28 protein-coding genes are annotated in these 20,938 nt (G+C 63.8%); 13 read left to right on the forward strand and 15 right to left on the reverse strand.

Translation table 11 applies throughout. From position 1 onward, the window contains the following. Positions 1 to 98: 98 nt before the first annotated feature. The 4 genes from J0W34_RS15510 to alkA are packed head-to-tail and all read right to left on the reverse strand — an operon-like array spanning position 99 to position 4,158. Positions 99 to 1,313 (reverse strand): DnaJ C-terminal domain-containing protein, encoded by a 1,215-nt coding sequence (locus J0W34_RS15510; RefSeq protein WP_230969378.1) that lies wholly within the window; start codon positions 1,311 to 1,313, stop codon positions 99 to 101. A gap of 37 nt (positions 1,314 to 1,350) precedes the next feature. After that, a complete protein-coding gene (locus J0W34_RS15515; protein WP_230969379.1) occupies positions 1,351 to 2,274 on the reverse strand; it encodes a DMT family transporter in 924 nt (307 codons plus the stop codon). Further along, positions 2,261 to 2,731 carry a methylated-DNA--[protein]-cysteine S-methyltransferase gene (locus J0W34_RS15520; protein WP_230969380.1) on the reverse strand — a complete coding sequence of 157 codons (471 nt, stop codon included), beginning with the start codon at positions 2,729 to 2,731 and terminating at the stop codon, positions 2,261 to 2,263. The genes J0W34_RS15515 and J0W34_RS15520 overlap by 14 nt, the downstream gene beginning before the upstream one ends. Then, positions 2,728 to 4,158: a DNA-3-methyladenine glycosylase 2 gene (gene alkA / locus J0W34_RS15525; protein ID WP_230969381.1), complete on the reverse strand. Its 1,431-nt coding sequence runs from the start codon at positions 4,156 to 4,158 to the stop codon at positions 2,728 to 2,730. The genes J0W34_RS15520 and alkA overlap by 4 nt, the downstream gene beginning before the upstream one ends. A 355-nt stretch (positions 4,159 to 4,513) precedes the next feature. Here alkA and J0W34_RS15530 point away from each other — a divergent pair, with 355 nt between their 5' ends. The 5 genes from J0W34_RS15530 (at position 4,514) to arsN2 (ending at position 6,784) form a co-directional block, all read left to right on the forward strand. Continuing rightward, entirely contained in the window at positions 4,514 to 4,810 is a 297-nt protein-coding gene (locus tag J0W34_RS15530) for a DUF3144 domain-containing protein (RefSeq protein ID WP_230969382.1), read from the forward strand. A gap of 201 nt (positions 4,811 to 5,011) precedes the next feature. Continuing rightward, on the forward strand, positions 5,012 to 5,212 hold the full coding sequence (locus J0W34_RS15535; protein ID WP_230969383.1) for a hypothetical protein: 201 nt from the start codon (positions 5,012 to 5,014) through the stop codon (positions 5,210 to 5,212). A 133-nt stretch (positions 5,213 to 5,345) separates the two neighbouring features. After that, positions 5,346 to 5,828, forward strand: coding sequence for a DUF4124 domain-containing protein (locus J0W34_RS15540; RefSeq protein ID WP_230969384.1), 483 nt, complete (start codon positions 5,346 to 5,348; stop codon positions 5,826 to 5,828). Positions 5,829 to 5,873: 45 nt separating this feature from the next. Then, positions 5,874 to 6,350 carry a GNAT family N-acetyltransferase gene (locus J0W34_RS15545; protein ID WP_230969385.1) on the forward strand — a complete coding sequence of 159 codons (477 nt, stop codon included), beginning with the start codon at positions 5,874 to 5,876 and terminating at the stop codon, positions 6,348 to 6,350. Further along, positions 6,347 to 6,784: an arsenic resistance N-acetyltransferase ArsN2 gene (gene arsN2 / locus J0W34_RS15550; RefSeq protein ID WP_230969386.1), complete on the forward strand. Its 438-nt coding sequence runs from the start codon at positions 6,347 to 6,349 to the stop codon at positions 6,782 to 6,784. The genes J0W34_RS15545 and arsN2 overlap by 4 nt, the downstream gene beginning before the upstream one ends. Positions 6,785 to 6,807: 23 nt before the next feature. Here the strand turns inward: arsN2 and msrA are convergent, their stop codons facing one another. From msrA to bufA2, 5 genes are all read right to left on the reverse strand, one after another. Further along, the gene (gene msrA, locus J0W34_RS15555) at positions 6,808 to 7,311 is read right to left on the reverse strand and encodes a peptide-methionine (S)-S-oxide reductase MsrA (protein ID WP_230969387.1); all 504 of its coding nucleotides are present in this window, start codon (positions 7,309 to 7,311) and stop codon (positions 6,808 to 6,810) included. Then, positions 7,312 to 7,758: a peptide-methionine (R)-S-oxide reductase MsrB gene (gene msrB, locus J0W34_RS15560; protein ID WP_227817642.1), complete on the reverse strand. Its 447-nt coding sequence runs from the start codon at positions 7,756 to 7,758 to the stop codon at positions 7,312 to 7,314. Positions 7,759 to 7,875: 117 nt separating this feature from the next. Continuing rightward, a complete protein-coding gene (locus tag J0W34_RS15565; RefSeq protein ID WP_230969388.1) occupies positions 7,876 to 8,625 on the reverse strand; it encodes an HvfC/BufC N-terminal domain-containing protein in 750 nt (249 codons plus the stop codon). Further along, positions 8,622 to 9,476, reverse strand: a complete 855-nt coding sequence (bufB, locus tag J0W34_RS15570) for an MNIO family bufferin maturase (RefSeq protein ID WP_230969389.1) — start codon at positions 9,474 to 9,476, stop codon at positions 8,622 to 8,624. The genes J0W34_RS15565 and bufB overlap by 4 nt, the downstream gene beginning before the upstream one ends. Before the next feature lie 56 nt (positions 9,477 to 9,532). Further along, positions 9,533 to 9,808, reverse strand: coding sequence for a BufA2 family periplasmic bufferin-type metallophore (gene bufA2, locus J0W34_RS15575; RefSeq protein ID WP_227817645.1), 276 nt, complete (start codon positions 9,806 to 9,808; stop codon positions 9,533 to 9,535). 152 nt (positions 9,809 to 9,960) lie between these two features. On the opposite strand from bufA2, the gene J0W34_RS15580 reads away from it, so the two are divergent. The 4 genes from J0W34_RS15580 to J0W34_RS15595 all read left to right on the forward strand — a co-directional run bounded on the left by J0W34_RS15580 (position 9,961) and on the right by J0W34_RS15595 (position 12,647). Continuing rightward, positions 9,961 to 10,821, forward strand: a complete 861-nt coding sequence (locus tag J0W34_RS15580; protein ID WP_230969390.1) for a DMT family transporter — start codon at positions 9,961 to 9,963, stop codon at positions 10,819 to 10,821. An 85-nt stretch (positions 10,822 to 10,906) separates the two neighbouring features. Continuing rightward, positions 10,907 to 11,263, forward strand: coding sequence for a SpoIIAA family protein (locus tag J0W34_RS15585; protein WP_227817647.1), 357 nt, complete (start codon positions 10,907 to 10,909; stop codon positions 11,261 to 11,263). A gap of 10 nt (positions 11,264 to 11,273) precedes the next feature. Further along, positions 11,274 to 12,122, forward strand: a complete 849-nt coding sequence (locus J0W34_RS15590) for a sulfurtransferase (RefSeq protein ID WP_230969391.1) — start codon at positions 11,274 to 11,276, stop codon at positions 12,120 to 12,122. A gap of 195 nt (positions 12,123 to 12,317) precedes the next feature. Next, a complete protein-coding gene (locus J0W34_RS15595) occupies positions 12,318 to 12,647 on the forward strand; it encodes a hypothetical protein (protein WP_230969392.1) in 330 nt (109 codons plus the stop codon). 6 nt (positions 12,648 to 12,653) lie between these two features. Here J0W34_RS15595 and J0W34_RS15600 read toward each other — a convergent pair whose 3' ends face one another. Next, on the reverse strand, positions 12,654 to 13,154 hold the full coding sequence (locus J0W34_RS15600; protein WP_230969393.1) for a TspO/MBR family protein: 501 nt from the start codon (positions 13,152 to 13,154) through the stop codon (positions 12,654 to 12,656). Between the two features lie 170 nt (positions 13,155 to 13,324). Here J0W34_RS15600 and J0W34_RS15605 point away from each other — a divergent pair, with 170 nt between their 5' ends. Beyond that, positions 13,325 to 13,621: a hypothetical protein gene (locus tag J0W34_RS15605; protein ID WP_230969394.1), complete on the forward strand. Its 297-nt coding sequence runs from the start codon at positions 13,325 to 13,327 to the stop codon at positions 13,619 to 13,621. 10 nt (positions 13,622 to 13,631) lie between these two features. Next, complete coding sequence (locus J0W34_RS15610; RefSeq protein WP_230969395.1) at positions 13,632 to 14,225, forward strand: hypothetical protein; 594 nt, start codon at positions 13,632 to 13,634, stop codon at positions 14,223 to 14,225. Here the strand turns inward: J0W34_RS15610 and J0W34_RS15615 are convergent. The 3 genes from J0W34_RS15615 to queG form a co-directional block, all read right to left on the reverse strand. Further along, positions 14,214 to 14,636 carry an ABZJ_00895 family protein gene (locus J0W34_RS15615; protein ID WP_230969396.1) on the reverse strand — a complete coding sequence of 141 codons (423 nt, stop codon included), beginning with the start codon at positions 14,634 to 14,636 and terminating at the stop codon, positions 14,214 to 14,216. The genes J0W34_RS15610 and J0W34_RS15615 overlap by 12 nt on opposite strands. A gap of 120 nt (positions 14,637 to 14,756) precedes the next feature. Continuing rightward, entirely contained in the window at positions 14,757 to 15,566 is an 810-nt protein-coding gene (murI, locus tag J0W34_RS15620) for a glutamate racemase (protein WP_227817654.1), read from the reverse strand. 48 nt (positions 15,567 to 15,614) lie between these two features. Then, positions 15,615 to 16,712, reverse strand: coding sequence for a tRNA epoxyqueuosine(34) reductase QueG (gene queG, locus J0W34_RS15625; protein ID WP_230969397.1), 1,098 nt, complete (start codon positions 16,710 to 16,712; stop codon positions 15,615 to 15,617). On the opposite strand from queG, the gene tsaE reads away from it, so the two are divergent. Both tsaE and J0W34_RS15635 read left to right on the forward strand, forming a co-directional pair. Further along, positions 16,695 to 17,204, forward strand: a complete 510-nt coding sequence (gene tsaE / locus J0W34_RS15630) for a tRNA (adenosine(37)-N6)-threonylcarbamoyltransferase complex ATPase subunit type 1 TsaE (protein ID WP_227817656.1) — start codon at positions 16,695 to 16,697, stop codon at positions 17,202 to 17,204. The two genes, queG and tsaE, sit on opposite strands and share 18 nt — an antisense overlap. Continuing rightward, a complete protein-coding gene (locus J0W34_RS15635; protein WP_227817657.1) occupies positions 17,165 to 18,505 on the forward strand; it encodes an N-acetylmuramoyl-L-alanine amidase in 1,341 nt (446 codons plus the stop codon). Before tsaE ends, J0W34_RS15635 begins: the two co-directional genes overlap by 40 nt. Positions 18,506 to 18,571: 66 nt before the next feature. Here J0W34_RS15635 and egtD read toward each other — a convergent pair whose 3' ends face one another. Together egtD and egtB are read right to left on the reverse strand one after the other, a co-directional pair. Next, complete coding sequence (gene egtD, locus J0W34_RS15640; protein WP_230969398.1) at positions 18,572 to 19,540, reverse strand: L-histidine N(alpha)-methyltransferase; 969 nt, start codon at positions 19,538 to 19,540, stop codon at positions 18,572 to 18,574. 5 nt (positions 19,541 to 19,545) lie between these two features. After that, positions 19,546 to 20,832, reverse strand: a complete 1,287-nt coding sequence (gene egtB / locus J0W34_RS15645; protein ID WP_230969399.1) for an ergothioneine biosynthesis protein EgtB — start codon at positions 20,830 to 20,832, stop codon at positions 19,546 to 19,548. Between the last annotated feature and the right edge of the window lie 106 nt (positions 20,833 to 20,938).

Genomic DNA, 20,938 nt, shown 5'->3' on the forward strand with positions numbered 1-20,938 from the left:
CCGTTCGACGATAACGGATTTGCATGGTTCGATAAAGCATCGGCTGCGGCGCAACACGGTTGCGCGCGAGCTCGACCCGAACCCAGCCCCGGCAGCGATCAGCTTTTTTTGCGGCGCGATTTGGCGTCCGACGCTTTGGCCTTTTCTGCCGTGGCCTTGCGCTTGCCGGCTGTCTTCTTGCTTTTGGCCTTTCGCGCTTTGGGCTCGCGCTCAGGCTCGCCAGCCGCGTTCAGATCGCTGTCGTTATCCGTGTCGGCGGCCACATCAGGCTCCGCCACCGACGCGTCCAGCGAGCCGAGCCATTGGCGGCGCCACTGTGCCACGGCAGGCAGGGTGTCATCCAGACGCGCCTCAAGATGCGCACGCAAGGTCGCCAGTGCCGCCTGATCGGCCGTCTGACTCAGGTCGGGCCACATGGGCTCCAGAACGACTCTCATCGCCCCCCGGCCGCCGCTTCGTCTCGGCAAGCCATGGCCGTCGATTGACAGGATGGGCACTTCACCCGTGCTGGGCTCAATGATGAGCTGCGCGTCCCCGCCGGGCACGGGGACGCGCAAACGGCGACCGAACAGCAGGTCGAATCCGGACACCGGCATCTGCATGACCAGATCGTCATCCTCGATCCGATACAGCCCGTGGGGTTTGAATTGCGCCTCAAGAAGCAGATCGCCTGCGGCTCGACCCTCTTTCGGCTCGGCCTGGCCCGACAACCTCAGGCGGCGCCCTGCCCACATCAAGGGCGGGACGGTCACCCGCACCTTGCGCGAACTCTTGAGTTCGCCCGTGCCGTTGCAGTCCTCGCAAGGCACCACCGACACAAAACCCCGACCATTGCAGATACCGCACTTGTCGAGCCCCTTGCGCGTGCGAATGCGGCCACTCCCATGGCAGGCCTCGCACAGGCATGAACGCCCCAACTCGATCTTGCCGTCGCCATCACAGGTCTGGCACACAAGCACGTCGCCGAGTTCGAACGCGTGGGAAGTCCCGAAGATTGCCTCTTCAATCGTGAGCCACAGGGTTTCGTGTTGATCAGGGCCCGGCGTCGAGGATGGCTCGGGTGACGGCTCGGGCTGTGCTGCGGGCTCTTGGGATGCTGCGTCATCGGCCACCGCTTCACCGCCCGAGAGCACGAAATCGTAAGCCGCACGCACCTGCCGGAATCGCTCGGTCGCCTCGGGGGCCGGATTGCGGTCGGGGTGCCAGTGCATGGCAAGCTTGCGATAGGCGCGTTTGACCTCGTCGGGCAAGGCGCCCGGAGGGAGGCCCAGAACATCAAACGCCTGATTGAGGCTGGCAGGTCGGTGCGGCACGGCTGAAACCGGATCGGGTGGCTGAAAACAGGCGAGCTTACTCGCTTCTGCGCGCAGTGGCGAGGGCCGCCAGGCGAGCCCGCCAGCGTGTCAAACGCTCCCGCTCCAGCACGCCGGACGACATGGCGGTGCCGATCAGTACCACGACCGCGCCGACGAGCATCTGTACCGTCACGCTCTCATCGAGCACCAGGGCGCCCCACCCCATGCCGAAGGCGGGAATCAGGTAGGCCACCGCCGCGGCGCGCGAGGCCCCCACGTGGCTGATCAGCCGGAAATACAGGATGAATGCCAAGGCCGAGCACCCCACGCCAAGCGCCAGTGCGGCGCCCCAGGCCGTAGCGCCCGGCACCTGCGCCGGCCATGACACCCAGGCCAGTGGCGCGAGCAGAACGACCGCCACCAGTTGCGTGCCCAGCGAGATGCTCAGTGCCGGAACCCCTTGCAGATGCCGACGCACGATGTTGGCCGACATCCCGTACATCAACGTCGCCAGCAAGACAGCCATCACGGCCAACCCACCGTGGTCACCGTGAAAACCGGCGTCGTCCGCCGCAAGAATGGCCACGCCGACAAAACCCAGCATCAAGCCGGCAACGCGCACACCCGAGATCCGCTCGCCCAGCCACAACCACGCCACCAGCGGCGTCCACAGCGCGGCCGTGGCGTTGCCGATGGACGCGAATCCGGAGGTGATGGACAGCAGCGCCCAGGCAAAGAGTAGAAACGGGATCACGCAGTTGAAGATCCCCACCAGCGCGATCGCCCGCCAGTGTTTCATCATGGCGCCCCACTGCCGCTTCATGAACACCAGCGGCACAAGGAAAACCGCCGCCGACAGGGCACGGACGAAGACCAGCGCAAACGAACCGAACTCGGGCACCGAAACACGGGTAAACAGGAACGAGGCTCCCCAGATGGCGGCCAACACCACCAGATCCATCAGATCACGAGGGCGCATCGAATCCCTCCAGGGTCAGCAAGGCACGCTTGCGCTCCAGCCCCCAGGCAAAACCGGTCAGGCGATCATGGGCACCGAGCACCCGGTGACACGGGATGAACAGCGCGAGCGGATTGCGCCCCACGGCCCCGCCCACCGCCCGACTCGCGCGGGGGCGCCCGATCCGCGTCGCCAGATCGGCATAGGTCGTCCGGTGTCCCCATGGCACCTCAGCCAGCGCCTCCCAGACCTGCCGTTGAAATGCCGTACCGCTTGGCGCCAAGTGAAGATCAAAGCCCCTGAGCTCACCGGCGAAATAGGCGTTCAGCTGCGCCGCAGCCGCCTGACAGTGCTCATTCGACGGCAGCTCGACGGGCGACTGATCGAACGCCGCCGACACCAGCGCATGGTCGCTGGCCAGCACCTGCAGCAGGCCCAGCGGCGTTTCGATGGCCAGCGCTGCCTTGATCGTATTCATGCGTTTTCCCCTTCAGCCAGACCTGCCCATAGATGCATCACCGCATAGGCGCGCCACGGACGCCAGGTCTCGGCGTGCCGACGCGCCTGGGCGGCAGAACACATGCCCAGGGCGGCGCGAACGCCATAGTCGCCCTCGGGAAACGCGTCGGGCCAGGCCAGCGCGCGCATGGCGATGTACTGGGCCGTCCACGGGCCGATGCCCGGCACCGCCTCGAGCTGTGCGATGGTTTCTTCCACGGGCGCACCCGGCGCAAGTGTCAGTCGCCCGGCCGCCACCGCGTCCGCGAGTTGAATAATGGCCGTCGCGCGACGGGCAATCACTCCTTTTGACGCAATGTCGTCGACACTCATTCCGGCAATATGATCGGCACTGGGGAAAACACGGCACACCGCCGGCCACGGCGTCTCCACAGGCTCACCGAAAGCCGTGGCAAAGCGGCCGGCCAGCGTGCGCGCCGCCTTCACCGTGATCTGCTGACCGAGCACCGCACGCACCGTCATTTCCATGCCGTCGAAGGCACCGGGCAGTCGCAAGCCCGGCCGGGGCCCGGCAAGTGCCCCCAGCGACGCCTGCACCGCCTGCGGATCCGCATCGAGATCGAACAGCTGGCGCAAGCGCCCCAGCACGGCTGGCACCACCGGCGCCAGCGAGGGCGACAGCCTGACCGCCAGCGCTGCCACCTCGCAGCGCGCCGACAGCCAGCCCGTGGTTTGACCGATACGCACCGAACGCCGGTATTCGCCCGCCTCGACGGACTCGACACCATCGATGGTGCGCCCGGCGAGAAACGTCATCATGCGCGGGCCGTCATACGGTGGCCGCCACGGCAGCTCGAACCTCAACACGTCGTCCTCCACCCGCATGCGCCGGCCCAGGCGCAAAGACGACGGGCTCATGCGGTATTGGCGTGCAAACGCGGCCTGCAGCGCACGGGCACTGCCCAGCCCCACCGATTGGGCCACCACCTCGACGGGCAACGCCGTATCGGTGAGCAAGCGCTTGGCCGCCAGCAGCCGCCGGGTACGCAGGTAGTCCGCAGGTGAAACCCCGAAGCGCGCGAGAAACAGGCGCCGCAGATGGCGGTCCGTCACGCCGACGCGCTGCGCGATGTCGGCCACCGAGACCCCGTCGCTCATCCGACCGTCGATCAGCCGGGCCGCCGCTTCGGCCAGGGCCCCGCTGGAATCGACGGCAGACAGGCCCGGCGCCAGCTCGGGGCGGCAGCGCAGGCAGGGACGGAAACCCGCTGCCTCGGCTGCCGCCGCACTCGGGTGGAAAGAGCACATATCCCGTCGCGGCGTGCGCACCCGACACACCGGCCGACAGTAAATACCGGTGGAGCGGACACCCACGAACACCCGACCGTCAAAGCGGGCATCGTGGGTCACGAGGGCGTCATAGCAGGCATCGGCGTTCAGATCCATGAGCGGATTATGAGCGCTGCGCCATCGGCGCGCACGAACGGATCGGACATGGAAATCTGTGCGACGCTTCCGGCGACGACCCACATGGGCTAGGCTTGTTTTCATCACCAACGCGCACAATTCGCTGCACCGAGGCCAAAGACCAGAACGCCCTCGGGGGCGAGGACAGTGACCGACACCGGCATTGCGTCTGCGGCGCCATGCCTTTCCGGGTGATCGGTGACTACCGTGCCAATACGGCCGGCGCCTGGACGGAAATCGATTGTGCCGTCCTCGCCCGGATCGGCCTTTTCATGGACGCCAAGAGCATCCCGTGCGTCGAGCCAATGTCTGACCACCTGCGAGAACCCATGCCATGAGCAACACCGACGACGATTTCTTCAGCCGAGCCGATGCGCACATCCACCTGTCCAACGACCAGATGTCCGAGACCGCAACCCGTGGCAAGGTCAGCGCCTCGATGATGTACGCCACCGCCCGCTTCAATGCCTGGGTCACCGCCTGCGGCTGGAAAAACGCCGAAGAGATGGCGGCGGCCAAGGACGACACCGTGGCCTATTTCGTTGCCGAGTACCAGAAGATGCTCGAAGAGAATCTGAGCGACTACATCACCCACTTCGACGATTACATGCGCCCGCGCAGTCAGGGCTGATCCATGCACCATGGTCACGACCCCGATCTGGTCACGCCCATCCACTTGCACGCGCAGTTACGCACGCTGACACGGCTTTAACACCTCTACCATGCGGCGCATCCGGACGCCACGCTGGCCGATTTCGATCGACTGGTCGCACCTGAGTTCTGGGAGATCGGCGCCTCGGGCCGGCGCTACAGTCGCGCGTTTGCCCGCCAGGTGCTGGCCAATCGAACGACGGTGCCGCCCCCCGAGTCCTGGCATGACGATGCCCACGTGCTCACCCCGCTGGGTGACGCCCTGTACCAGCCCACCTACACGCTCATTCAGCCTGGGCGAACGACCCTCCGTGCCTCGCTATGGCGCGACACGCCCGACGGCTGGCAGGTCGTCTTTCATCATGGCACCGTCTGCAGGTGAGCCTGACCGGTGCAAGCCGGCGGCGCACCGACCATCGACACGCATTCAGTCCCCGGTCGGAAGGAACCTCGGCCGCCAAAACTGCACAAAGCCATTGAGCGCCATGCCAACGCAATGATCAGGAGGACGCACCATGATCACTTTCCGTGCCGGCCCCCAAGGGTTTGCCAGATCTGTCGGTCTGGCAGTTCTGCTCGCCCTCGGCCTGTCGAGCCTTCCGGCGCGCGCCGAAGTCGGTTACCGATGGACGGACTCGGCAGGCACCGTGCACATCTCGGACCGGGCCCCCGAGGGCATCAACGCCGAACGCATCGAACTACCCAAAGCGCCCACCGTCGCCCCCGTGACCGAGCCCGACCCGGCACCAACGTCCGGCAGCGACACGCAGGAGACGCGCGGCGGCATCGGTGGTGTCATCTCCGGATCCGTCCCAAGCGACAGCGAGAGTGAATGCGATCGCAAATGGCGTGAATACTTCGAGTCGCAGGAGTGCTTCGCACCCTATCAGCGCGTCGGCGCCGGCCCGCGGGAAGAAGCCTATGAGAAGTGCACCGAGGTCCCCAGCCCGGCCGTGGAATGCGGGCCGGCGCGCAACTTCCCCAAAGAGGACCAGTGAATCATGACCCCATGCGCCACGCCTCCCCCCGACACAAGGCGGCGCATGCAGACGCCACGAATCGAGCTTGTGCGCCTCGGTCAGGTGGCGCCCGAGGACATCGTCGCGCTCCACAACGACCCCCGCGTCCTCAAGCATATGCCGCTGGCCATCGGGCATTTCGGACTGGCCGAATGCGCCCGTTGGGTCGAAGACAAGGAACGACAATGGCGTGAAAACGGCTTCGGCCCCTGGGCCATCCTGGTCGACGGCGCCTTCGCGGGCTGGGGCGGTTTTCAGCGTGAGGCGGGCGACGCCGATCTGGCCCTCGTCCTGTTCCCGGCACACTGGGGCGCCGGCAGAATGATTTGCCGGCGCATGCTGGAACTCGGCTTCGGCCAACTGGGGCTGACCGAAGTGACGGCACTTTTGCCCCCGAGCAGAACCCGTCTCGGCGCGCTGGCCCGGTTCGGCTTTCAGCCAGCCGGCGAGCGCATCATCGACGGGCAACGCTTCATGCGCTTTACGCTCGCGCGCCCATGACGACGCGGCGCATCAGTGCCCTTGCCAACCTGGATGAGGCGTGCCGCATGCTTGCGGCCGAAGGACTGCCCACGGAGGACCTGACCGGCGCCAACCCGCCGGCGATGTTCGGGCTGTTCGAAGGCGAAGCGCTGGTGGGCGCGGTGGGGCTGGAAGCGCACCCGCCTTTCGGCCTGCTCAGATCGCTGGTGGTGGCGAGCGATCACCGCGGACGCGGGCTGGCCCAGGCGCTGATCCAGTTCATCGAGCGCGAGGCCGCGCAGGCGGGCATCCGCCGGATCTATCTGCTCACCACCTCGGCACAGGGCTTTTTCGAGTCGGTGGGCTACTGCGTCAGCCTGCGGGAAACAGCCCCTGCGGCCATCACGCGTACCGCGCAATTCGCCGGCCTGTGCCCGGCGAGCGCCACACTGATGATGCGCGCGGTCGACTGACTCGCCCGCGCCGACGCGGCCGCTCAGTCAGCCCGTTTGGGCAGCACCCAGTCCGGCCGCGGAAAGTGGCAGGTGTAGCCGTGGGGGTAATGCTGGAGATAGTCCTGATGCTCGGGTTCCGCTTCCCAGAACGGCCCGACCGGTTCGACCTCGGTCACCACCTTGCCGGGCCACAGACCGCTGGCGTCCACGTCGGCAATGGTGTCGAGCGCCATCTGCTTTTGCGCATCATTCACGTAGTAGATGGCAGACCGGTATGACGGCCCCCGATCATTGCCCTGCCGGTTCGGCGTGCTCGGATCGTGAATCTGGAAGAAAAACTCCAGCAGACGACGGTAGGAAATGCGCTCGGGATCGAACATGATTTCGATCCCTTCGGCGTGGCTCCCGTGGTTTCGATAGGTGGCATTGGGCACATCGCCCCCGGTGTAGCCCACCCGGGTGGAGATCACACCCGGCAGTTGCCGGATGAGCTCCTGCATGCCCCAGAAGCAGCCACCGGCCAGTACGGCACGTTCCTGAGCCATTCAGACGTCCTCCACTTGATCAAGGTAATCACCATAGCCTGCCTCGACCATGTCGTCGCGATGAATGAATCGCAAGGAAGCGGAATTGATGCAGTAACGCAAACCGCCCCGATCCTGCGGGCCATCCGGAAACACGTGGCCCAGGTGACTGTCGCCATGGGCGCTGCGCACTTCGGTACGAATCATGCCGTGGCTGGTATCGCGCAGTTCGTTGACGTTGGCCGGCTCGATGGGTTTGGTGAAGCTGGGCCAGCCACACCCGGATTCGTATTTGTCGGTCGATGCAAAGAGCGGCTCGCCTGACACGACGTCCACGTAAATGCCCGGCGCCTTGTTGGCCAGATATTCACCACTGCCGGGCATTTCCGTCCCGCTCTCCTGGGTGACGTGGAATTGCTCCGGGGTGAGCTGGGCAATCGCCTCCGCGGATTTTTCGTATTTCTTCATGTGCGTGTCCTTCTGTGGGGTTGGCCTCGTGTCGATACAAGCCGGACCGGATTCATCTGAATCCGCCCCGTTTCTACCCCTCAGACAGCGCCAACACCGATTTGCTCCGCAAATCGATCAGGTGGCAAGCAACTCGTCCACGACCCATTGCTGAAGGTGCCCCAAGACGGCTGCCGCAGCTTCGTCGCCGAGCGCCTCGACACCGCGCTCGCACAACTGGGCAAAATCCTCGCCATCCTCGACGGCGTGCAGCAGGTCAGCCTCAAAGGGTTCGACCGTGCGCCATACCGGACTCAGTTGCTGTCGCCAGATCAGCACGCTGTGAGCGTGCGCCTCGGGCACCGGAAGCTGTGCATTGGGATCATCGGTATTGACTGCCGCATGCCATATGGGCGCGACCGCCCAGGCCATGGGGATGAGCGCATATCCCGGCTGCAGCCGGAAGGTCATGTCGGGCCAAGCGTCAGGCGGCGTCGAGGCGAGAGCCTCGAAGCCCAGAGGGGCGAAATCGGCCGCATCGAAGGCCAGACAGATCGCCCACTCGAAGCGCACCAGATCGGCCACGGCCGGGTGCGGCAGCATCTCGGGATGTGCGGCAACGTAGCTGGGCAGACGATCGCCAAACCAGCGGATGGAGCGATTCTGGGAGGGGTGCGCACGCATGTACGCGTCGGCAAGTGCCTCGAAGGCTTCGTCACCCAGCACACGATGAACCACCGGGTAATTGGCACGCAAGGCCTCGATCAGCCGGGCCCGCCAGGCAATGCGATAGACCTCGAGACCGCGCGCGTTTCCGGTCAGCGCGGGGGGCGCCCCGCCCGCGGTGATCGCGCTTTGCATCTGTTGTTGAACCACGCAAATGCTCATGCGGCCTCCTCGTCGAACACGACGTCCGGCAACACAGCTGCGGCAGCGACGGCCCTAACGGTATCGAGTTCGGCCATCAGCTCAGACAGGGGCGGAATATGGTCATCGCGCTCGATCATGGTCGGCACCGGCCCCATGCGCTTGAGCGTGTAGGCGTAAAGATCGAGCACTTCCGGACGCACGGGATGGTCGTGCGTATCGATCAGGAGATCGCCGTGATCCTCGTGTCCGGCCAGATGAATCTGGACCACACGGTCCGGCGGGATCGCATCGATGAAGGTTCTTGCATCGAATCGATGATTCACGCTGCTGACGAATACATTGTTCACATCCAGCAGCAACTGGCAGCCGGTGCGACGGGTCAGCTCGGCGATGAAGTCCCATTCGGGCATCTCATCGGCCGCGTAGGTGATGTAACTCGAGACATTCTCGAGTACCAGCGGACGCCCCAGCACGTCCTGAACCTGCGCGATTCGCGGTTCGAGATGGCGCAGCACCGCTTCGGTGTAAGGCATGGGCAGCAGGTCGTGCAGGTTCTGGTGATCCACCCCGGTCCAGCACAGGTGGTCGGACACCCAACCGGGCTCGATGCGCTCGGCAAGTTGCCGCAACTGATCGAGGTAGGCGGCATCGAGCGGATCGGTACTGCCGATGGACAGCGAAACGCCATGCATCACCATCGGGTATCGCTCGCGGATACGTTCGAGGTAATGGAGCGGCTTGCCACCGGGGACCAGATAGTTCTCCGAAATCACCTCAAGCCAATCCACCGGCTGTGGCGGACCGTCGGCGAAATCGGTGTAGTGATCGACCCGCAGGCCAAGGCCGAAACCTTCGATAAGCGTCGTCATGGGCACGTCCTGGTGAGGGCGGCCCCAACCGGCGCCGCCCGTGTCGATCAGAAAGCTTACTTCTTCATCTCGACCTTGCCGCCGGCAGCTTCGCACTCTTCAGCCGACTTCTTGTACTCCCAGCCCTGGCCCTTGCAACCGTTCTGGCCCTTGCACTGGCTGGTGGCGGTCGCGCACTCGCTGGTGCCCTTGCAGCTGTTGACACCCATACACTTGACGCCTTCACCGGCATGGGCGACGGACGGCATCACCATGGCGCCGGCAGCAAACATGGTGGCGATGGTGGCGGCAACAGCAGCGCCGGTCTTCACGGATTTCTGAGTCAGTTTCATTTCACACTCTCCTTGGAATCGGGGGTGGCGGTCGGCGTTTCCGGCCCGCTCGCATGACAAGACCGGGACCCCATGCGCTTTCTTACAGATGCCGCCAAAATAATTTCCGGCCCATGTGGTTCAATGCACCCTACACCCAATCGACCTGCCCCATGTCTGCTCTGTGGATGATTCTCGCCAGCTTCTTCTTCGCCTGCATGGGCGTGTGCGTGAAGCTTGGGTCCGACGCATTCACCACCGCCGAGCTCACGTTCTATCGCGGCGCCATCGGGGTGGTGGTCATGGCGGCGCTCATGCGTGCCAGCGGTACCGCGTTCACAACGCCCCACTGGCGACGACAGGTCTCACGTGCCGTGGCCGGCACCCTGTCTCTGGCCTGCTACTTCTTCGCCATCTCGCAGCTGCCGCTGGCCACTGCGGTAACACTGAACTACACATCACCTCTGTTTGTGGCCGTGATACTCATGGTCTGGTTTCGTGAGCATCTCCCGGTGCTGGCCCTGGTCGCCCTGTCGATCGGCTTTGCCGGGGTGGTCGTGCTGCTGCAACCAACGTTCGCCTCGGCCCGGTGGCCTGGCGCGCTGGCCGGCCTGGGCACCGGCTTGATCGCCAGCCTGGCCTACATCCATGTACGCGAACTGGGTCGGCTCGGGGAACCGGAAAGCCGCACCGTGTTCTATTTTTCATGCCTCACGGCCCTTGCGCTACTGCCCTTCGTGGCCTTCGGCGGCGGCTTCACGCCACCCGACGCCCAGGGGCTGGCCGTGCTTGCGGGTGTGGGGCTGTTCGGTGCCGCCGCACAGCTGGCCATGACCCGCGCCTACCGGTATGGCACCACCATCGTCGCCGCCAATCTGGCGTACTCGACGGTGGTGTTTGCCAGCCTGTTCGGTTTATGGCTGTGGGATGAAACCCTCAGTGAGCTCACGGTGGCGGGCATGCTGCTGATCGTCACCAGCGGTGTGCTTGTCTCACGCGCGCGACACGCGGCGAACAAACCGCAACAAGGCTGACTCAGGTCATTTGTAGGCCGCCTGCGGCCTCGTTATAGTGGAATCATCCGGCGGGAGCGACCGCCTGCTTCAAAGGACAAGAAAAATGATTACCAAGGATCATCAACCGGGTCTGGTCGAGGTGGCTGTGTTCGGTGAATTCGAACTGGCCGATTACAAGGAATTCGAAGAACTGGTCAATTACAAGATCAAGTTCGAAGGCCCGCAGAATCTGTTCATGGACCTGCGCAAGATGACCGGTTTCACCGTCGACGTGGCCTGGGAAGAGATCAAGTACAGTCGCGAGCACAAGCGCGACTTCGGCAAGATCGCGATCATTACCGAAGACCAGTGGACCACCTGGAGCGCCTGGATCTCCCAGCTGTTCGTCGAAGCCGACGTTCAGGTCTTCCCCGAAGAGCCCGAAGCGCGCGCCTGGCTGGCGGGCGACCCGGTCGCCTGAGGCCCTCGCCGTGAGCACATGGACCACACTGATCAGCTGCGACCAGCTCGCCCAAGAACTCGACAACCCGGCCTGGGTGGTGGTCGATTGCCGGCATGATCTGGCCAACCCAGAATTCGGTCGCCGGGCCTATGCCGACGGTCACATCCCGGGCGCGGTGTTCATTCATATGGACGACGAACTCTCCGGTCCGAAGACGGGCCGGAATGGTCGCCACCCGTTGCCCGACCCCGCCCGCCTCGCCAGCCGACTGGGTGCCTTGGGCATCGACAGTTCGAAGCAAGTGGTGGCTTACGATGACGCAGGCGGCATGTACGCGGCGCGTTTGTGGTGGCTGTTGCGCTGGCTCGGTCATGACGCCGTGGCGGTGCTCAACGGTGGGTTGCAGGCGTGGCAGCAAACGGCGGGAGAACTGACCAAGCTGCCCACCACCCCGAAAGCGACCACCTTCACCCCCAAGGTCCGGGACATCAAGGTGGATGTGGACGCCGTCGTACGCGATCACGACTCCGAGCGCATGCACATCATCGATGCACGAAGCCCCGACCGCTTCCGTGGTGAGAACGAAACCATTGATCCGGTGGGCGGGCACATCCCCGGCGCCATCAACCGGTTCTTCAAGGACAATCTGGACGCTGACGGTTTCCTCAAACCAGCGGCACAACTCAAGGCGGAATTCACGACCCTGCTCGGCGATAGAGCGCTGGACCGCGTTGTCCATCAGTGCGGATCGGGCGTGACGGCGTGCCACAATCTGCTGGCAATGGAAGTGGCCGGCCTTGGCGGCACCCGGCTGTATCCGGGCTCATGGAGTGAATGGTGTGCCGATCCGGCACGAGCCGTCGCGAAGGGGACGTGACAGACGCAAGCGCAAGACAGCCGGGGGCCATGACCCGTATTCGGACGGCGAAACGGTCCGGGCCAACCGCGCCAAATCAAAACCCGGTAGCCTGTACTCAACCCCGTGTCACAAGGCCAGGAGAGACCCGGGTACCCTGCTGAGCGTCAGGCAGGAAGTTTGCAGTGCAAGCGGCACACGACGCTGGAGCCCACGATGACTGAAAAGAGCACCCCCACCGGTTACTCGGTTGCCCAACTCAACCAGATCATTGAACAAGCCATGGTCTATCAGTGCGCCTGCCCGGCTCAAGTGAGCAAACTGCTGATCGAATTGTCCCTGCTCACTCAGTACCAGCGTGACTGTCTGGAAGACACCTCGGCCAATGCTCAGGTCCATCAGCGAATTCGCGAGGCGATTGCCGCAGTCAGGCCCGAGGTCGAGGCCTGCCTCACGGACATCCTGACCCTCGAAGGCTGGGACATGGGCACCCTGGAGATGCCCGACGATCTGAAGAAACGCATGATCGACGACCTGTCCGGATAACACCCCTCAGACCCACCCGGCCCCCAGACGATCCGGATTCAGCTGCCACACCGCCGCATTGAGTGCGGCGGCGAAACCGACCCAGAGCAGATACGCCAGCATCAGGCCGGCAGCCCATCGGCTCACCGGCCAGAACGCGGCAATCATCGCCCCGATCAGCCCCACCAGCACCATCACATCGATGAGCGCCAGGCCCCCCAGGTGCCAGGCGAAGAACAGCCAGCTCCATGCCACGTTGACGACCAGCTGCCCACAGAACAGGGCCAATGCCCGTCGGCGGGCAGATGATGGGGGCTGACACCAGACCAGCCAGGCGGAGACGGCCATCAGGCCATAGAGCACACTCCAGACCGGACCGAAGACCCACGCCGGCGGCGCCCAGGCGGGTTGCCTGAGTTCCCCGTAGAAAGATGCCGCCGACGCCGATGCGACCGCACCAAGCCCGGCCGCAGCGAAACACAGCACCAGCCACCCGGCCAGCCCCCACCACACACGATTGCTCGACATCACCGGATCACGCTCCACGCTATTTCGTTACGGATGTTCAGAGTCACCCCGTGTCGATCGGTTCTGCCCCGCCGGGCGTGACAAGACAATATCCCTGATCAGCGCACGGTTTACATGATAATGATTCTTGTTTACATTAACCCCATCCATGATGCCACCGGAGCTACCGTATGGAAGCCGCCACCGACCTGCCGACCCGCCCCTGCCCGTTCAGTCTGCTCGCGGCCACGTTCGCCCTCATGACGCGCTATGCCTCGCCCATGCCCGACGCCCGCATCTGCGAACACAGGATGCGCTCCCTGCTGGCGCGCAAGATCGTCTCGAATCTGTTCTTCCTCAAACACCACCCGGACCTGCCCGTCGGGTTCGGCCAGGTGGTCACCAACGTGCACGCCCAATGGGAAGCCCTCGCACAGGGCACGGCCCTAGACACAGGCCACGCGCAGGTCGCGACAGTGCTTCACTGAAGGGGTGACCATGGAACCGAAACGACTTGATGAGCACCGCGTCCTGATACGGCATCTGGCTGCGCTGCAGGCCCGGTGCACCGACGCCATCGCCGAGCGCGATGCAACCATCAAACGACTCAAGGCCGACCTGATGCTCGCCCAGGCCGAACGTATTCGCCGGGATACGCTGATTGCGATCAAACAGGCCCAGTTGGAAGAAGCGCTCGCAGCCGCACCGGATCTGCCGCACCGGCTTGCCCTGACGCGACAGATCCGCCAGCTGCAGTCACGGATTGACGTGCTGACGCGAGAACTGAACGGCGCAACACACTTTACAGCCAGTATCGCCACCTCGACGGGTGCCAGCCGACCAGCCCGGAAGACGCTGAAACAGCGTCGCAGTTTCGACCAGGATGATCTGGACGCCGCTTTCACAGCGCGAGAGGTGATCTGCCAGACCGGGTGCATCAGTCATGGTCATTACTGGCTCAAGACAGAGGACTGCGCCCTGAGCGGACACCCCTGCAGCACGCCGCCAACGAGTGGCGAATCCGCATCTGACGAACGTCAGGCATCCGCATCGATCACGAGGGCGTTTGCCAGAATCACGTCAGAGGACTGACGCACGGTGTTGAGCGAACCAGTTGAACGCCCAGCGATTCCCTAAATAAAGGATCAGCGAAAACACGGCCGCCAGGACAATGACGAACACGAGATATGTCGGTTGAGTGAGAAGCGCGAAGATGCCGTGCCAGTCTGCAGGCGGCGTCAGGACAATGAAGGCCACGGCGGTCAGCAGGACAGAGCCTAACCAGACCAGGGCCAACGACAACAAGGCGTAGCGGCGTGATTCGCTGGGTTCGGGCGCTCGGCGATGATCACGCACGAACATGTGCCCGGCGATGAAGCCGGCCGCCAGAACTGACGGCGCGAGACTCGCGCCGTAGGAGACGCCGATCATCTCGAGCAGCGTGTTGAGTGCAAAGGAAACGACAACATTGACGACTGTGAAGATGGCGGCGTACTTGAACATGGGGCGACGTTGAGCGGGAAAGAACCTCAAGCGTAGCGCCGCACTGGATCAACCGATACGAACCATGTCACTCGCATAAGGGTGCGCGCTCGTCGGCCAAGACGCCCCTGGCGCGCGCCCTTACCACTCCACCCGCTCGATACTCCCCAGCGACCGGCCGAGAAAACGTTCGCCAATGGTCTGGAAGCGTAGCGGAATGTCCGTCACGTGATAACGCGCATTGGACAGATGCTCGCCGGTATTGGCCAGATCCATCTGCGCAAGCGCCTGCGCCGCTTGCTCGGCAACGGTGGTCGCAGAATCAACCAGCTGCACGCCACCGCCCGCCACGTCCATGAGCAGCGGCTTGAGCAGCGGATAGTGCGTACAGCCCAGCACCAGGCTGTCCACCTGCTCGGCCAGCACCGGTTTGAGGTACTCCTGCGCCGTCATGCGAGTGACCGGGTGATCCAGCCAGCCTTCTTCGACCAGTGGCACGAACAGCGGGCAGGCCTGCGAGTAGACGCGTACCCCCGGATCCATTGCATGCATCCGTCGCGCATAGGCGTTGGAATTGATGGTGGTGGGCGTGCCGATCACGCCAATGGCGCGAGAACGCGAACGGGCCACAGCAGCCCGGGCGCCGGCGTCGATGACGTCGAGCACCGGCATGTCGCCCGCCTTGCGCCGGACCACATCGCCCGCCACCGCGGCCATGGTGTTGCAAGCAACGATCAGCATCTTGACGCCGCGCTCGAGCAGGAAATCGGTGATCTGACCGGTGAAGTGCTCGATGGTCGCCACTGACTTGAGGCCGTAGGGCACCCGGGCGGTGTCACCAAAGTAGACAATGTTTTCCAGCGGCAGGCGCTCCATCAGCGCACGCACCACGGTCAGCCCGCCGACGCCGGAGTCGAAGACGCCAATGGGCAGGGAGCGGTCGTGGGGCATGAAGATCTCGGCTTTCAGGCAAAAGGAAGTGGCCGCTATTCTATGCGTTCACGCCTGATGTTGGGCGAGCGCCCACTGCACATGCTCGCGCACCAGCGGGTCGTCATGATCGGCTCGCGCCGCAAGCGCCGCCACCACCGATTCACTCGTGGCCGCATTGCCCAGCCCGACGGCAAGATTGCGCAGCCAGCGCGCGTGGCCGATGCGGTAGATGGGGCTTCCGGCCATGCGTTCGGCGAACGTTTCGGCTGACCAGCCGAACAACTCGACCAGCGTGGCAGCATCGAGCCCGTGGCGCGGCATGAAATCATCTTCTGCCGACGGGTGGGCGAAGCGATTCCACGGGCAACACAACTGGCAGTCATCACACCCGTAGACGCGATTGCCGATGAGTGGCCGTAGCGCTTCAGGAATGGTGCCGTGCAGTTCGATGGTCAGATAGGAGATGCACCGCCGGGCGTCCACCTGATACGGTGCGACGATGGCACCGGTCGGGCAGCTATCGAGACACGCGGTACATTGCCCGCAGTGGTCGGACAGCGCGTCGGTCAGTGGCAAATCCAGATCGGTGAAGATTTCGCCCAGAAAGAAATACGAGCCAGCCTCCCGGGACAACAGCAGGCTGTGCTTGCCACGCCACCCCAGCCCCGATCTGGTCGCCAGCTCCACTTCGGCCACCGGAGCAGAATCCGTGAATACCCGCCATTGATGCGGCACCTCCTGCCCGATCCGTTCCGCCAGCTTCTTGAGCCGCTGTCGAAGCACTTTGTGATAGTCACGGCCCAGGGCATAACGCGATACGTAGGCGCGCTGGGTGTCGCCCAACTGGCCCCGGGCATCCATCATCTGATCCTGACCGGGCCAGTAGTCGAGCCGTGCGGTAATCACGCGCCGTGTGCCGGGCACCAGCTCGGCGGGTCGGCATCGGCGCATCCCGTGTTTGGCCATATAATCCATCTGCCCGTGATATCCGGCATCCAGCCAGGCTTGCAGGCCTTGCTCCGCCTCGGGATGATGAATGTCGGCAATGCCAATGGCACCAAAACCCAGCTCGCGCGCCCATGCGCGGATCTTGTCGACGAGCGCGGCGCCGGTAGCGCCCCCACCCTGCCCCGCCGGGAGTTTCTGATGATCGAACTGAGCCATGGCCACGATGATAACGATGCGGCCTTGCATGCGCACCTCAAGGACGAGGACGACACCCTCGCCATGGGCGCGAAAATCGCGCCGGCATTGACACCTGGCCTGGTGATCTACCTGGTGGGCGACCTTGGTGCAGGTAAAACCACGCTGGTGCGCGGCCTGCTGCGTGCGCTTGGTCACACCGGCAGTGTAAAAAGTCCCACCTACACCTTGATTGAACCTTACGTAGTTTCTAGATTAAACTTATATCACTTTGATTTTTATCGGTTCACTTCACCCGACGAATATCTGGAAGCTGGCCTGGAAGAATATTTCACCAACGAGGGCGTCTGCCTGGTGGAATGGCCGGACAAGGCAGCCCCCTATGTGGCTGCACCAGATGTGGAAATCGGGCTGACGGTAGCCGGCGACGGGCGGGATATCACCCTCCGCCCCCTGACGGAGTCGGGAAGAGAATGCACAAAAACAATCGCAGCGCCTTCTCCCCCTCGCTGAAACAGCATGCGAGCGTTCCCGCTCGTCGGCACTTCCTGAAAGCCGCCGGCGCAGCCTTCGCCATGATGGTCAGCCCGGTCGGGCAGGCTGCCGCCTCCAGGATGGTGGCGGTTCGCGTCTGGCCTGCCGAGGACTACACCCGCATCACACTTGAATCCAAAGCGGAAATCGGCTTCAAGTATTTCACGCTTGACGGCCCGGACCGCCTGGTGGTCGACCTTGAAGGCGTCGAGTTCGACAGCGTCATCAAACATCTGCCCGATCGCATTACCGAGGCCGACCCTTTCATCAAGCTGGTTCGCGCCGGACGCAATCGCCCCGGCGTGGTTCGCGTGGTGGTCGAGCTCAAGCAGGCCATCAAGCCGCAACTGTTCACCCTGCAACCCGTGGGCGCCTATGGTCACCGCCTGGTGCTGGACCTTTACCCGACGATCGAAACCGACCCGCTGCTGGCGCTGATTGAGAAGGACAGCCCGGCCGATGCTGCCAGAGGTACCGACAGCGCCACCGAAGTCGCCCGGGCCAGCGAACGCGTCACGCCTGATCGACACGGACGCAATCCGGCGGCCGAGCGCAACGTGAATCGTCTGGTCACGGTTGCCATTGACGCCGGGCACGGTGGTGAAGATCCGGGCGCCGTCGGTCGTCGCGGCAGTTACGAAAAGAACGTGACGTTGATGATCGCGCGCCGGCTCAAGAAACAGATCGACGCCCAGCCCGGCATGCGCGCCGTGCTCACCCGCGACGGCGATTACTTCGTTCCGCTATACAAACGCGTCCAGAAAGCACGTGCCGTCCGGGCCGACCTGTTCGTGTCGATCCATGCGGACGCCTTCGTCAAGCCCGACGCCCACGGCAGTTCGGTGTTCGTGCTCTCCGAGCGCGGCGCCTCGAGTGCCGCCGCCCGCTGGCTGGCCAAGCGCGAAAACGATGCCGACCTGATCGGTGGCGTCAATATCGGCGGCCCCGACGGCCATCTGGCTCGCACCCTGCTCGATCTGTCGCAAACCGCCACCCGCAACGACAGCATGAAGGTGGGCAAGGCGGTGCTGCGCGAACTTGGCGGGGTCAATCGACTGCACAAGCGGGATGTGGAGCATGCCGGGTTTGCGGTGCTGAAGGCACCGGACATTCCATCCATCCTTGTCGAGACCGCATTCATCAGCAACCCGGAAGAAGAGCGCAAGCTGAACAACCGCAAGTATCAGGACCAGATGGCCGAGGCCATCATGAAAGGGCTCAAGCGCTACTTCGACGAGAACCCGCCACTATCGCGTATCCGCGTGGCGAGCATCGACTGAGTGGCTGATTGAAACAGAGAAGGGGCGCCGGTTCGGCGCCCCCTTTTCATTGGATTGCAGCGACGGTCAGCCGCGCACGTTGGCCCGCAGGCAATGCACGCTGAAGCGCTGCCGGTCGTCGCACCAGACACGCTCCGACGCAAATCCTGACAGTGCCGCCAGCGAGATGAACTCGTCCACACTGTATTTGTACGAGCACTCGGTGTGGATGCCTTCGCCCGTCTCGAACGCAAAGCAGTCGTTGTCGATGACGATCTGTGTGGGCCGATTGGCCAACAGATGCATTTCGATCCGCCCGCGCGCCTCGTTGTAAAAGGCCCGGTGATCAAAGGCCGACAAGGCCAGCTCGGCCCCTAGCTCTCTTTGCATGCGAACCAGCAGGTTCTGGTTGAAGGCAGCCGTCACCCCCTCCGGATCGTTGTAGGCGGCATTCAGGGTCGCCTCGTCTTTCTTGAGGTCAACGCCCACCAACAGGCGGCCGCCCACCCCCACCATGTGTGCGATCCAGCCGAGCAACTCCATGACCTGTCCCGGCTCGAAATTGCCGATGCTCGACCCCGGGTAGAACGCCAACCGATGCACGTCCGCCCCCATGCGAGGCAGATCGAACTGCCGGGTGTAATCGACACAGGTGGCACGCACCTGTATGTCCGGGTAATCCCGCGCAATGCCCATCGCCGCGTCTCGCAGATGCGAGCCCGAGATATCCAGCGGCAGGTACTCCGCCGGCGCCAGGGCATCGAGCACGGTGCGGATCTTCAGATCGCTCCCGCTCCCCAGTTCGATCAGCGCAGAACCGCGCCCCACCAGATCGCCCATGGCCTGTCCGTGCGCCTTGAGCAATGCGATCTCGGTGCGCGTCGGATAATAGGCCTCCAGTTGCGTGATCTGGTCGAAGAGCTTCGACCCCGCCGCATCGTAGAAAAATTTGGGGGCAATTCGCCGGGGCGAGGCCTTCAATCCGGCAACCACCTCGCGCCGGAAATCGGCGACGGCCGGTTTGAGATCGTGAAATTCGAAGTTCGGCAGTTGCATGCGCGTCAAAGGTCCCTGGCCAGTCGAAAGCCCTGGAATTGCCAGCGCTCGTGCGGATAGAAGAAATTGCGATAAGTCGCTCGAATGTGATCGGCTGGGCTAACGCAAGAGCCACCGCGCAACACCATCTGCCCCGACATGAATTTACCGTTGTACTCGCCGAGCGCTCCGGCCGCCTGACGGTAGCCCGGGTAGGCCAGATACGCCGAGGCTGTGTGTTCCCAGACATCACCGAACATCTGCACAAGCCCCTCCCCAGAGGTTGCTTGCGGCTGCAGTCGATCGCTGTCGACGAAATTGCCCTCGAGCACTAACGCCGAAGCGGCCACCTCCCATTCGAACTCGGTGGGCAATCTTGCCTCGGCCCAGGTGGCAAACGCATCGGCCTCGAAGTGGCTCACGTGACTGACGGGCGCAGCCAGATCGAGGGGGCGCAATCCGCCGAGCGTGAACTCCATCCAAGTCCCCTCGTGTCGTTCCCAGTAACGGGGCGACGTCCAGCCCAAGCGGTGCACGGCCGACCAACCGTCCGAAAGCCAGAGTGCCGGTTCCTTGTAACCACCGGCTTCCATGAATTCAAGATACTCACCATTCGTGACCGGCCGGTTCGCCAACGCGAATGCATTGAGGAACACCTGATGGCGCGGGCCCTCGTTGTCGTAGGCGAAGCTGTTCCCCTCATGCCCCGCCCTGACGAGACCGCCTTCATGAGGGAACCACTGCAACGGGATTGCCTGCCCTGTGCTCACCGGCGCGAGATCGGTTCGATACGCGGGCCGCAACGGATTCACGCTGAAATGCTGCTTGATGTCGGTCAGCAGCAACTCCTGGTGCTGCTGTTCATGATTCAGGCCGATCCGCGTGCGCTGGACCACGGCGGGCCAGCAGTCCTCCCCTGACCGGGCAAACAGGGCGCGCATGCCTTCATCGACGTGGGCGCGATAGGCATACACCTCTTCAACGGACGGCCGAGACAGAAAGCCGCGATCGGGGCGCGGATGATAGTGACCGACTTGCTCGTAGTAGGAATTGAACAGGCTCTTGAAGGCGGGGTGAAACACCGTGTAGCCCGGCAGAAATGGCTCAAGCAGGAAGGTTTCGAAAAACCAGCTCACATGGGCAAGATGCCATTTGGGCGGACTGGCAAATTCAGCCGTCTGAAGGCCGAAATCTTCCGTGATCAGCGGCCTGCACAAGGTTTCGCTGGCACCGCGGACGCGGGCATAATCGCGGGCGATCACGTCGGGCGCGGGCAACTGGGGGGCGGCCGGCGCTCGCAGGATGTCATTCATGCCGTGTTCCTTGCGTGTGGCTTCGGAATGCGGCGCGCTGCGCGGTTGGAGCCCTTGCGCCCCTGAGCAGCCCACTGCATCAGATGGTGGGCCAAGCAGACCAGAT

Source organism: Nitrogeniibacter aestuarii, assembly GCF_017309585.1.
Lineage (GTDB): Bacteria > Pseudomonadota > Gammaproteobacteria > Burkholderiales > Rhodocyclaceae > Nitrogeniibacter > Nitrogeniibacter aestuarii.

Coding starts and splice junctions, on each gene's coding strand:
- J0W34_RS15515 (WP_230969379.1), bottom strand. CDS start 2,274: ATGCGCCCTCGTGATCTGATGGATCTGGTGGTGTTGGCCGCCATCTGG.
- J0W34_RS15520 (WP_230969380.1), bottom strand. CDS start 2,731: ATGAATACGATCAAGGCAGCGCTGGCCATCGAAACGCCGCTGGGCCTG.
- alkA (WP_230969381.1), bottom strand. CDS start 4,158: ATGGATCTGAACGCCGATGCCTGCTATGACGCCCTCGTGACCCACGAT.
- J0W34_RS15530 (WP_230969382.1), top strand. CDS start 4,514: ATGAGCAACACCGACGACGATTTCTTCAGCCGAGCCGATGCGCACATC.
- J0W34_RS15540 (WP_230969384.1), top strand. CDS start 5,346: ATGATCACTTTCCGTGCCGGCCCCCAAGGGTTTGCCAGATCTGTCGGT.
- J0W34_RS15545 (WP_230969385.1), top strand. CDS start 5,874: ATGCAGACGCCACGAATCGAGCTTGTGCGCCTCGGTCAGGTGGCGCCC.
- arsN2 (WP_230969386.1), top strand. CDS start 6,347: ATGACGACGCGGCGCATCAGTGCCCTTGCCAACCTGGATGAGGCGTGC.
- msrA (WP_230969387.1), bottom strand. CDS start 7,311: ATGGCTCAGGAACGTGCCGTACTGGCCGGTGGCTGCTTCTGGGGCATG.
- msrB (WP_227817642.1), bottom strand. CDS start 7,758: ATGAAGAAATACGAAAAATCCGCGGAGGCGATTGCCCAGCTCACCCCG.
- J0W34_RS15565 (WP_230969388.1), bottom strand. CDS start 8,625: ATGAGCATTTGCGTGGTTCAACAACAGATGCAAAGCGCGATCACCGCG.
- bufB (WP_230969389.1), bottom strand. CDS start 9,476: ATGACGACGCTTATCGAAGGTTTCGGCCTTGGCCTGCGGGTCGATCAC.
- bufA2 (WP_227817645.1), bottom strand. CDS start 9,808: ATGAAACTGACTCAGAAATCCGTGAAGACCGGCGCTGCTGTTGCCGCC.
- J0W34_RS15580 (WP_230969390.1), top strand. CDS start 9,961: ATGTCTGCTCTGTGGATGATTCTCGCCAGCTTCTTCTTCGCCTGCATG.
- J0W34_RS15585 (WP_227817647.1), top strand. CDS start 10,907: ATGATTACCAAGGATCATCAACCGGGTCTGGTCGAGGTGGCTGTGTTC.
- J0W34_RS15595 (WP_230969392.1), top strand. CDS start 12,318: ATGACTGAAAAGAGCACCCCCACCGGTTACTCGGTTGCCCAACTCAAC.
- J0W34_RS15600 (WP_230969393.1), bottom strand. CDS start 13,154: ATGTCGAGCAATCGTGTGTGGTGGGGGCTGGCCGGGTGGCTGGTGCTG.
- J0W34_RS15605 (WP_230969394.1), top strand. CDS start 13,325: ATGGAAGCCGCCACCGACCTGCCGACCCGCCCCTGCCCGTTCAGTCTG.
- J0W34_RS15610 (WP_230969395.1), top strand. CDS start 13,632: ATGGAACCGAAACGACTTGATGAGCACCGCGTCCTGATACGGCATCTG.
- J0W34_RS15615 (WP_230969396.1), bottom strand. CDS start 14,636: ATGTTCAAGTACGCCGCCATCTTCACAGTCGTCAATGTTGTCGTTTCC.
- murI (WP_227817654.1), bottom strand. CDS start 15,566: ATGCCCCACGACCGCTCCCTGCCCATTGGCGTCTTCGACTCCGGCGTC.
- tsaE (WP_227817656.1), top strand. CDS start 16,695: ATGATCGAACTGAGCCATGGCCACGATGATAACGATGCGGCCTTGCAT.
- queG (WP_230969397.1), bottom strand. CDS start 16,712: ATGGCTCAGTTCGATCATCAGAAACTCCCGGCGGGGCAGGGTGGGGGC.
- J0W34_RS15635 (WP_227817657.1), top strand. CDS start 17,165: ATGCACAAAAACAATCGCAGCGCCTTCTCCCCCTCGCTGAAACAGCAT.
- egtD (WP_230969398.1), bottom strand. CDS start 19,540: ATGCAACTGCCGAACTTCGAATTTCACGATCTCAAACCGGCCGTCGCC.
- egtB (WP_230969399.1), bottom strand. CDS start 20,832: ATGAATGACATCCTGCGAGCGCCGGCCGCCCCCCAGTTGCCCGCGCCC.